General features: G+C 70.7%; 7 protein-coding genes. 2 read left to right on the top strand and 5 right to left on the bottom strand.

Features of this window, described 5'->3' with window-relative positions; all coding sequences use genetic code 11:
- On the bottom strand, nt 1–254 hold a 254-nt coding region (locus HV826_RS34885), incomplete at its 3' end, for a laccase domain-containing protein (protein ID WP_176421341.1).
- Between the two features lie 178 nt (nt 255–432).
- Between HV826_RS34885 and HV826_RS34880 the strand changes: the two genes are divergently transcribed.
- A complete protein-coding gene (locus HV826_RS34880; RefSeq protein WP_176421340.1) occupies nt 433–2,370 on the top strand; it encodes a diguanylate cyclase in 1,938 nt (645 codons plus the stop codon).
- Between the two features lie 4 nt (nt 2,371–2,374).
- On the opposite strand, the gene HV826_RS34875 is transcribed toward HV826_RS34880, so the two are convergent.
- From HV826_RS34875 to HV826_RS34860, 4 genes are all read right to left on the bottom strand, one after another.
- Nucleotides 2,375–2,968 carry an SGNH/GDSL hydrolase family protein gene (locus HV826_RS34875; protein ID WP_176421339.1) on the bottom strand — a complete coding sequence of 198 codons (594 nt, stop codon included), beginning with the start codon at nt 2,966–2,968 and terminating at the stop codon, nt 2,375–2,377.
- Between the two features lie 22 nt (nt 2,969–2,990).
- A complete protein-coding gene (locus HV826_RS34870) occupies nt 2,991–4,472 on the bottom strand; it encodes a trypsin-like peptidase domain-containing protein (RefSeq protein WP_176421338.1) in 1,482 nt (493 codons plus the stop codon).
- Nucleotides 4,473–4,567: 95 nt separating this feature from the next.
- Nucleotides 4,568–6,157: a glycoside hydrolase family 57 protein gene (locus tag HV826_RS34865; protein WP_176421337.1), complete on the bottom strand. Its 1,590-nt coding sequence runs from the start codon at nt 6,155–6,157 to the stop codon at nt 4,568–4,570.
- A gap of 25 nt (nt 6,158–6,182) precedes the next feature.
- Nucleotides 6,183–8,210, bottom strand: coding sequence for a DUF4912 domain-containing protein (locus tag HV826_RS34860; protein ID WP_176421343.1), 2,028 nt, complete (start codon nt 8,208–8,210; stop codon nt 6,183–6,185).
- A gap of 175 nt (nt 8,211–8,385) precedes the next feature.
- Here HV826_RS34860 and HV826_RS34855 point away from each other — a divergent pair.
- Nucleotides 8,386–10,536: glycosyltransferase (locus HV826_RS34855; RefSeq protein WP_176421342.1), on the top strand; the 2,151-nt coding region annotated here is incomplete at its 3' end.

The following is a 10,536-nucleotide window of genomic DNA, read 5'->3' as shown; positions in this document are numbered from 1 at the left end:
CCCTGGGCCCCCTCCCCGCGCCGGGCCTCCACCACGCGATCACCATGCACCTGCGACACGCGGCTCAGCGCTTCGAGCGGCGCGCCAGCGGCCTGTGCCAGGCGGCGGTGGTTCTCCTCCACGCGCGCCCGCTCGTCGCCCACGGAGAACCCCAGGTTGAGTGACGCGTAGGGCCCCTCCGAACAGCCGCCAGCGCGGGTGGCGAAGCCGTGCGGCACGGGCAGCAGCGCGGAGGTGAGAAACTCGGTCGACATGGAATCTCCAGGAATCCACCTGATTGATGCACCAGGAGGTGATCCAGCGTCAGCGCAATCGTAGGATGATTTCACCGCTTCGTTTGACAGGTAGCGTCAGCCACCTGACAATTCACGGACCGCCTGAACTCCGTGCAACCAGTCCGAAACCCCGCGCTCGAGAGCTGCGAGCACCCGCATGCCCCTGGGTCCCGACACCGTTGGTCGCAAGCTGCTGTGGAGCATCGCCCTGCCCGGGCTGCTCGTGGCACTGCTGGGCGTCGGCCACTTCTGGCGTGAGGCGCGGGTCGCGGTCCAGGACGCCACCCAGGTGGAGTCGCTGGCGCTGGCGGAGTTCGTCGCTTCCACCTTCACCCTTCCGCAGGCGCGCGGGGCTCCGGCCCATGGCGCGGTGACGGAGGTGATGCGCTCCGACACCCGGCTCTTCCGCTCGGTGGAGGACGTCCGGGTGCTGACGCCGGACGGGCGCATCCTCTGGTCCCGCCGCACGGGTGAAGAGGGCACGACGCACCCGGAGGCCGCGCGGCTGACGGCCCCGGGCCCCGAGCGGGCGCGCTCGGTGGCGCGGATGACGGAGGTCATTCGTCCCCTCGGCGGGCCGGAGTGCGCCGGCTGCCACACCGCTGGCGACGTGCCAGGCGCCAGCATCCTGCAGCTGCGCATGGCGGAGCCGGCGCTTCACCAGGAGCTGTCGTCCGTGTTCGGCGCGGCGCTCGGCTCCATGGGCCTGTTCGTGGTGCTGCTGGCGCTCATCACCGGGCTGGCGCTGCACTTCGTCCTCACCCGCCCGCTGCGCAAGCTGAGCGCGGCCATGCGGCGCGCGGAGGCGGGCGACCTGCTGGTGCGCGCGGAGGCGCGGGGCACCGACGAGTTCGCGCGGCTGGGCGCGGCCTTCAACCAGATGCTGGCGCGGCTCACCTCCATGAAGGCGGAGGAGATCGACACCCACCGCGACCTGGAGCTGGTGAAGGAGAAGCTGGCCCTCAAGGACGAACTGGAGGACCGCCTCAAGGAGCTGTCGCTGCTCTTCGACGTGGCGCGCTCGCTCAACGCCACGCTGGAGCTGGATGAGCTGCTGGACGCCGTGACCCGCCTGGTGACGGAGCGGCTGCGCATCCCCGAGTTCTCCATCATGTTGATGAACCCGGAGGGCCTGCTGGAAATCAAGCACGCCTGGCCGGAGGGCCGCGGCGCGGAGGGACTCACGTTCGCGCTGGGAGAAGGCGCCTGCGGCCGCGCGGCGGAGACCCGCAAGTCGGTGTACCTGCCGGACACGGCGGACCGCTCCAGCGTGTTCGCCAAACCGGACCTGGTGAAGGGCGGGCTGAACACCGGCGCGCTGCTGGCGGCGCCCATGGTGCACATGGAGACGCTGCTGGGCGTGATGAACTTCCAGCGCCCCCACGTGGCCAGCTTCTCCGCGGAGGAAATCGAGCTGCTCACCGCGGTGGCGGACGTGGTGGCCACGGCGGTGAAGAACGCCCGGCTGCACGCGGAGACGGTGAAGCTCACCATGACGGACCCGCTCACCGGCGTGCCCAACCGCCGCCACCTCTTCCAGCGCATGGAGCTGGAGTTGGCACGAGCCAACCGCTTCGGCACCCCGCTGGCGCTGCTCATGGTGGACGTGGACCACTTCAAGCGCATCAACGACCTGGCCGGCCACCGCGTGGGTGACGAGGCGCTGCGCCGGGTGTGCGACGTGCTGCGGCTGCGCGTGCGCAAGGTGGACACGCTGGCGCGCTACGGCGGCGAGGAGTTCGTCATCCTCCTGCCACAGACGAACAAGGCGGAGGCCGTGGAGGTCGCGGAGAAGCTGCGCCGCGCCGTGGCGGAATCCGTGGCGCTGGTCCAGCCGGGCCTGCCGGGCAACCACGTCACGGTGTCCATTGGCGTGTCGCACTTCCCCTCCGACGCCGCCGCCCAGGAGGAGCTGGTGGACAGCGCGGACGCGGCGCTCTACTTCAGCAAGCGCACCGGCCGTAACCGCACCACCCTGTACGAAGCCGGCATGGAGCTGCACCCGGGCCGCGAGCGGGGCCCGCACACGCCCGCCGCCGAGCCTCCCACCGTGACAGCCGCCCCCAAGCCTCCGGGGGGCGTGGCCAAGGCGTAGGCGCTCAGCGGCGCACGAGCGTCTGCACGGTGGGCAGCATCAGGTCCGCCCACGCCTCATACCCCTCGGCGGACGGATGGAAGCCGTCCTCCGAGAAGAAGTGCGGGCCCTTTGGAATCATGTCCTTGCTCGCCGTGAAGAGGTCCACGTGGTGCATGCCGTGCACCCGGGCCACCTCCGCGATGGCGGCGTTGAAGGGCTCGATGCGCCCTTCGTAGAGCGCCGCGGGCACCAGCCGCGCCACCGGGGCCAGCGCCAGGTCCACGAGGTTCACCACCACCAGCGGCGCCCCGGTCTGCTTCAACCGGCGGGCGATGCGGTCCAGGTCGTCCTGGAAGTCCTCCAGGGGCGTGCCGCGCCAGACGTCATTCGTCCCGATGCCCAGCGTCACCAGCGTGGGCTGCGCGGCCACGGCGCGCTTCACCTGCCCCGTGAAGACGTCACGGATGCGCGCGCCGCTCTGCCCCAGGTTGCTGAGGCCCACGGGCAGGCCGCCCGCGCGCAGCCGGGAGGCGAGGCGTGCGGGGTAGCCCCCACCTCGCGCCGCCCCCACGCCCACGGCCGAGCTGTCACCCAGCGCGACGTAGTTGACGCTCATCCGCCGCTCCCTCGCTCCAGCCTCACGGCACCCGCAGGGCGCGCAGGTTGCGAGCCCCGCCCGGCGCCGTCACGCGCAGCAGCAAGGTGCTCCCGGACGCAGCGCCCTTGATGATGCGGGCCAGGGCGTCCGCGTTCTCCACCTTCTTGCGGTTGGCCTCGATGACGACCATGCCGGGCTCCAGCTGCGCGCGGTCCGCCGGCGAGCCGGGCACCACGTCGGTGATGAGCGCGCCGCTGCTGTCGGTGAAGCCGGCCTGCTGCGCGGTGCGCGCATCCAGGTTCTGGAGGCTGACGCCCACGCGACGGGAGCTCTCCTGCGAGTCCTCCGGCCGCTGCTTCGCCGAGGCCACGCCCTCCAGGTCCGGCCGCGTGCCCAGCGCCACCTTCACGTCCCGCTTCTTGCCGTCGCGGAAGAGCGTCAACGTGGACGTGCTCCCGGGACGCTTGAGCGCCACGATGCGCGTCAGCTCGCCGCTGGAGGTGACGGTCCGCCCGTCGATGGCGATGACGACGTCATCCTGCTTCAGGCCCGCCTTCGCCGCGGGAGAAGACGGCATCACCTGCGTGAGGATGGCGCCCTGGTTCACGGAGAGCTTGAGCGCGCTGGCCAAATCCCGCGTCAAATCCTGGATGCCCACGCCCAACCACGCGCGCGTGACGGAGCCTTCCTTCTCCAGCTGCGGCAGCAGCGAGCCGATGAGCGTGCTGGGCACCGCGAAGCCGATGCCGGAGCCACCGCCGACGATGGCGGTGTTGATGCCCACCACTTCGCCCTTCATGTTGAAGAGCGGACCGCCCGAGTTGCCCGGGTTGATGGCCGCGTCCGTCTGGAGGAACTCGTCGTACTGGCTGGCCCCAATCTCACGGGCCCGCGCGGAGACGATGCCCAAGCTGACGCTGGAGGCCAGACCGAAGGGGTTGCCAATGGCCACCACCCAGTCCCCCACGCGCAGCGCATCCGAGTCGCCCAGCTTCACGGTGGGCAGGTTCTCCACCTTCTCCTTGAGCCGCACGAGCGCCACGTCCGTGAGCGGATCCCGCCCCACCACTTCGCCGGTGAAGCTGCGTCCGTCGTCCAGGCGGATGGTGATGCTGACGGCATCCTCCACGACGTGGTTGTTGGTGAGGACGACGCCCTTCGGGTCGATGATGAAGCCGGACCCCGCGCCCTGGCGCAGCGGCTCGCGGCGCTGACTGCCACCCTCGCGGCCTCCACCGAAGAAGCGCTCGAAGAGCGGGTTGTCCTCCATCCCACGCGGAATGCCGCCGCCCCGGGCCTGCACGTCCACGTTGACCACCGCTGACTTCACCGACTCCACCAGCGGCGCCAGCGATGGGAGCGTCTGCGCCTCCCGTGTCGCGGGCTGGAGGACGTTGCCGGCGCCCGGCTGGGTGGCCGCGGGAGGCGGCTTCGGCGCCTGGGCGACAGCCGCGGCGGGAGGCAACGCGACCAGGAGCGCGGCGACGAGCGCCTTCCGGAACGAGACGGTCGAACGGTTCATATGAAGACCAAGCTAAAGCCGAAAACCTGCCCCGCAAGCCAAACCGTCTGTCGTGGCGACAGGAGGACACATCGCCCCACCCTGCCCCCCTGGCTTCAGGCAGGCAGGTAGAGGCGGTAGTCCAGCTCTGGATAGAGGTTGTCCCGGCCTTCCACGTGGGAGAGCCAGCCCTCGTCCAGCCTGCCGCCGCGCAGCTGCTCGTGCAGGCGCTGGAAGCGCAGGAGGTGCTCGCGCGTGCGGCGCTGGGCGTACTCCACCATGGTGCCCGTCTTCATGATGAAGGCCCAGTCGGAGGACTGGGCGAGCAGCAGCTCCCTGGCGGCCTGATTGAGCGCGCGGCGTTGCAGCTCACCTGCCGCCGGGAAGTCCCGCGCCAGCGCCACCATCTGCATCGCGCAGTGGTTCAGGTGGCGGTAGATCCAATCATTGCTGCCGTCGAGCCACATGTTGGCGTAGCCCCCCGCGCCCCACGAGGACAGCGGCGGCGTCGCCACCTGGTTCTCCGGATGCTCCCGCAAGTCATCCGACGGCGTCACCAGCCGGAACGTCTTCTGGTCATACGCGACCTTGCGGATGACGAAGTCGAGGAACTGGGGCCCCTCGAACCACCAGTGGCCAAAGAGCTCGGCGTCATAGGGCGCGACGACCACCGGCTCCCGGCCGCCCAGGCGCGAGGCCAGGTCTTCCATCTGTCGCTGGCGGTTGAACAGGAAGTTGCCCGCATGCACCGAGGCCCGCTCCCGCGCGGCGAGCGGATCATACGGGCGCTTCTCGTTCGTCTTCCCGGTGATGCGGAAGTACTTGAAGCCGGTGTTCTTGCGCTCGCCGGTGGGCTGGATGAACGGGCGGATGTAGTCCAGGTCCAGGTCCCAGCCGATGTCCCGGTAGAACTCGCGGTAGTCCGGGTCGCCCGGGTAGCCGTGCTCGGTGCTCCACACCTGCTGGCTGCTCTCCGGGTCGCGGGCATACGCGGCCACGCCCGCCTCGGTGAAGACGGGCGCGTAGGGTCCGTGCAGGGGCCGGGGCACGGCGTCCGTCAGGCCGTGCGTGTCGACGAAGAAGTAGCGGATGCGCTCGCTGGCCAGCAGGCGCTCCAGGCCCGGGTAGTAGCCGCACTCGGCGAGCCAGATGCCGGCGGGGTCCCTGCCAAAGTGCTGGCGGTAGTGGTTGGCGGCCACCGTCACCTGGGCGCGGACGGCTTCGGGCACCTGCTGCATCAGCGGAAGGAACCCGTGCGTCGCGTTGCAGGTGAGGATGTCCAGGTAGCCCGCGTCCTGGAGCCGCCGGAACGCGGCGACGAGGTCGCGCTTGTAGCGGTCGTGGAACGCGCGGCGCAGGGACTCGAAGTGGTCCCGGTAGAACCGGGCAATGGGGCCGAAGGTGGTGTCGGCGCGCGTCCGGTGGACCTCGCGCGCGCCCAGCTCACAGAGCAGGTCCAGCCGCCGCGCGTAGCGGCTCATCAGCAGCTCGTCGCGCAGCATGGACACGAGCGTCGGAGACAGCGTCATCGCCAGGCGGAACGGGACGCCGTCCTCCGCCAGTTTGTCGAAGACCTGGAGCAGCGGGAGGTACGTCTCGGAGATGGCCTCGTAGAGCCAGTCCTCCTCGAGGAAGTCCTCATGCTCGGGGTGCCTGACGAAGGGGAGGTGCGCGTGGAGCACCAGCGCGAGTGAACCCAGGCTCATGGTCGTTCAATGTCTCCGTGCGGGTTCAGGAGCGGCCGTCTTCTGAAGGCGGCTTCCGGGGAGGCGGCTCGGCCGCGTCAGGGGTGGCGGGACCCTCTCGGGTCTCGAAGGAGGCAGGAGCCGCCGTGCGCTGGGGGGCCGCGTCTTCCCCGCGGGGCCGGGGCACTTCGAAGTAGCGGTGGTGCGCCTCCGTGTCGGCGGCGTCCCCCTCCTCCTGGGCGTCGCGGTCGGGAACCGCGGCGCGGGACGGACGTGGCGGAGCCTCGAAGTAGCGGTGGTTCTCCTCGACCGCGGGGGGATGCTGCGCGCCGGAGCCGCGAGCGGCCTTCGCGGAGGTTTCGGTCTTTGTGCGGGCCGACGACGCGTCCTCGTGCTGGCGGTCGGATGCGCCCGACGGTGGAGCCGGAGCATCGGCGATGCGACGGTCCGAGGCGCTGGTCCCCTGTGGAGGGGAACCCAGGTGACGTTGCTCCGATGCACCCGGCGCGCGGGGCGGCGACTCCAGGTAGCGCAGGTCCGACGCTCCCGGAGTGCTCCTCACGTCCAGGTAGCGATGAGGCGAAGCGCCGCTGACCGGCGAGCGCGTCGCACCGCCGTCCGCGTGGCGCAGGTCCGATGCGCCCGGGATGCCCTTCACGTCCAGGTAGCGATGAGGTGAAGCGCCGCTGCCTGTTGAGCCAGCCGCACCGCCGTCCGCGTAGCGCAGGTCCGACGCGCCCGGGATGCCCTTCACGTCCAGATATGTACGGGACGGTTGCCCCCTCCCCGCCTCGCGAGCGCCCCCTTCCGCATACCGCATGTCCGAAGCCCCCGGCGCACGGCCCAGGGGCTCCAGGTAGCGCGGCACGGGAGCAGTCACGGGTCCACGCGCCTCATCCACCTGATAGCGCTGGTCCGAAGCCCCCGCCGCTCGCCCCACTGAGCCCACGTACCGCTGGTCCGAAGCGCCCGCCGCTCGCGCGGGGCCCTCCAGGTGCGCCTCCGCCACATCCCTGCCGCGACGCTCCCTGTGGACTTCCGGGACATCCAGCACGCCACCACTGCCAGGGAGGTTCACCCGGCGCCACGACACGTACTCACGCGCCTCTTCCGGTGGCGGCGCTTCCACGAAAGCCTCGGGCAGCGCCGCTTCGAGCGGAGGAACCCGAAGGAAACGCACCGTCAAATCCGTGGAGACGCCCGCGGGAGGCAGCGTCACGCGGTTGCTCGAAGCACCGATGCGGCGACTTCGCCCATCGCGCCCGACGCAGTGCGCCTCCACGCGATACGTCCGCCCCGCCGGCAACCCCTGGATGTAGAAGCCGCGAGCCTCCACCGCGAAGTCCAACGCCTGCTCCATCTGTTCATCACCGAACACACGAAGCACGGTACTCGGCGCCTCCAGCGCATCCTGCGCGCGCAGCAGGGTCCCCAGGCTGAAGTCCCAGGACACGAAGAGCGTGTGCGGATCCCTGGGCAGCAGGAGGACGGCGTCGTCCTGATACCCCTCCGGCAGCTCGCCCAAGCCCTCGGTATCCACGGGGGGCGGAGGCGGAGCAGGCGCTGCTTCCACCAGGTGGTGGCTGCGCGCCTCCTCCTCGCCAGCCACGCGCGCCACGAAGAAGCCCTCCACCACGGGCTCCGCGGCTTTTTGCGCGGGCGCGGGCCGCGCGACGGGCGGCGGCGCCGGCTCCGGCGACTTCGTGAGGGAAGACGTGACGGGCGTCACCGACTCGCGAGCCCGCTCCACTCGGGGCTTGGGCGGGAACGTGACCACCTGCGCGGGTCTGGCGGGTGGCTTGCTCCCGGGCCTCTCCGAGGTCCGCTTGGCCGCCACCCGCTTGGGCGCGGACACCCGGCCCTGGCCTTGCGAGCCAGCCGCCTCGGGTTTCGGGGTCGAACTTTTGGCGGGCACGCGGATGCCCGCCAGCCGGGCGAGCCTCCCCAGGGCCGGGACGTAGGCGGCCAGGGCTGCGAGCAGCTCCTCTTTTTTCATCCGGCTGTAGCCGCTCCCCAGGTGCTTCCGCGCCAACTCCCTGAGGTAGCTGACCGTCACGCTCTTGAGGTCTTCCATAGGCAAGCAGGCCTTTAGGTCGCTGGTCGTAGAGGGTCAACGTGCCAGCATTACATGTGTTCTTCGCCCGACCCCCGTTTCTCGTTCCATCACCCGATGACACTCAGGGGGCGGCTAGGTATCCTGCCCACGCTTGAGCGACCTGCCCAGACTGCTCCTGTGCAGTTTCGACGTCATCCCCGGTCCGTCGGGTTCATCCCGTCGTTTGTCCGAATACTTGAAGGCGTTGCCAGACCGCTTCTCCGTGGTGGTGCTGTCGGCGAAGACGCCTGACCACTCCCACATCGAGAAGTACCAGGGGGCCCGGCTGCTGCGCGTCCCGGTAGGCTCGGGGGACCTGGCCTCGCGCATCCAGGCCTTCGAGCGGGCCGTGCGCCGGCAGCTCGAAAGCGAGGACTACGCGCTCGCCCACTTCACGGACCCCTTCGGCGGATACGCCTTGTGCGAGCTGAAGGGCGACTACGGGTACCGGCTCATCTACGAGGCCCAGACGTTCCCCTCGCAGGAGCTGCGGTACACCCACCCGCAGACGGAGGGGGACCGGCGCTTCCTGTCGAAGATTCGCAGGCAGGAGCTGTTCTGCCTGATGAACGCGGACCTCGTCGTCACCGGCTCGGAGACGACGCGCGCGTACATCCAGTCGCTCGGCGCCAGTGAGGAGCAGGTCCGGGTGCTGCCCGCGCCAGTGGACCTTCAGCCCTTCACGCCGGAGGTGCTGGGCGCCCCGGACGGCGACCCCCTCCGGATGATGTACCTGGGCAGCCAGGTGGGGTGGCAGGGCCTGTCCACCCTGCTGCGCGCGGTGGCGCTGGCGGCTCGGAAGCAAGAGGTGCGCCTCACGCTGGTGGGCGCACGCCACGCGGACTGGCAGCCGCATCTGGATGACCTGGTGAAGGAGCTGGGCCTGGGCGACCGGGTGGAGTTCCAGCCCCCGGTGCACCACGATGACCTGGCCAAGGTGCTCGCGCTCGCGGACGTGGGCGTGCTGCCCATGGATGACGTGGAGCGCAATCGCGTTCAGGGCGGGCCGCTGGCGAAGGTGTCGGAGTACTGCGCGGCGGGCCGCCCCGTCATCGCGGCGGACCTGCCCGTGACGCGGGAGCTCATCCCGGCTGGCGCGGGCGTCTTCTTCCCACCGGGTGACAGCCAGGCCTTGGCCGACCGCATCATCGAGCTGGCGCGCGACGTGAAACGCCGGATGACGCTGGGCCAGGTGGCTCGGGCGCACGCGGAGGTGACGCTCGACGCGGGACTCATCCGCGGCAAGCTCCTGGACCTGTATGACTCGCTGTTGGAGAAGCGGTCGGAGCCAGTCTCCACCACGAGCGAGGACGACCTGCCCCCGCCCACCACGGTGACGGGAACGCCCACGAACCGGCTGGCGGCGCTGCTGCCCCCCGAGCCCGCTCCCACCGCGGCCCCGGTCGCCAGGAAAGCGCCGGAGCCTCGCAAGGACAACGACGCGCCTGCCGCGGGCCGTGCGCGCGAAGACCTGCCGCTGGTCATGGGACAGGTGCTCGATGAGGGGCTCGACACGCGCCTCATCAAGACGGAGCTCGAGACGAATCCCATCGAGCCACCCGTGGTGATGGGGGCGCCGCTGCGCGAGCGCGAGGCCTCCGCGCCCAGCGTGGCCGCCCAGGACGCGACGTTGGAGGGTCCCGAGCACGCCGCGGCGCAGGACGCGAGCGGCGACGATTCCGAAAGCGCGCTGCCCATCGTCCAGGCAACGGAGGTCGAAGACGCGGACGAACCGCCGGCACCGACGCCCGTCGTCAAGGTTCCTCCTCCGCCGGGCCGGCCTCCTTCGCCCGTGAGCGAGGATTCCAGCGAGGTCTCAGCAGCGACGCCCATCGTCAAGGCGCCCGCCGCGCTGAACCGGACGGACGCAGGCAACCGCGAAGCTGCCGGGGATTCGGATGAAGCCCCCGCGCCGACTCCGGTCGTTCGCGGCCCTGTCATCGGTGCGAGTTACGAGCCGCCGTCGCACACACCGGCGGTGCGCTCGCCCTACGACAAGGAGCGGGATGAGACCGCCTCGGCCACGCCCGTGGTGCGCTCGCCCTATGAGCGCCAGCGGGACGAGCCACCCGCGCCGACGCCCATCATCCGCGTGCCCACCGAGCTGCTCCAGGAGCTCATCCCCACGCGCGCCTCCAGCAGCCGCGGCACCCCTTCCTCAAGCCGGCCGGAAGAGCACCCCACCCCCACGCCCATCGTCCCCGCGCCCTCCTCGCTGTCGAGCCGGAGCATCTCGGCGCGCATGGAGACGCCCGTCGGACGGATGACGGCCCTGACGCCACAGCCGCGCTCCACGGACACGGAG

The sequence above is a fragment of the Myxococcus sp. AM010 genome (assembly GCF_013372585.1).
Lineage (GTDB): Bacteria > Myxococcota > Myxococcia > Myxococcales > Myxococcaceae > Myxococcus > Myxococcus vastator.
This window is presented reverse-complemented; position numbering and strand designations above follow the sequence as displayed.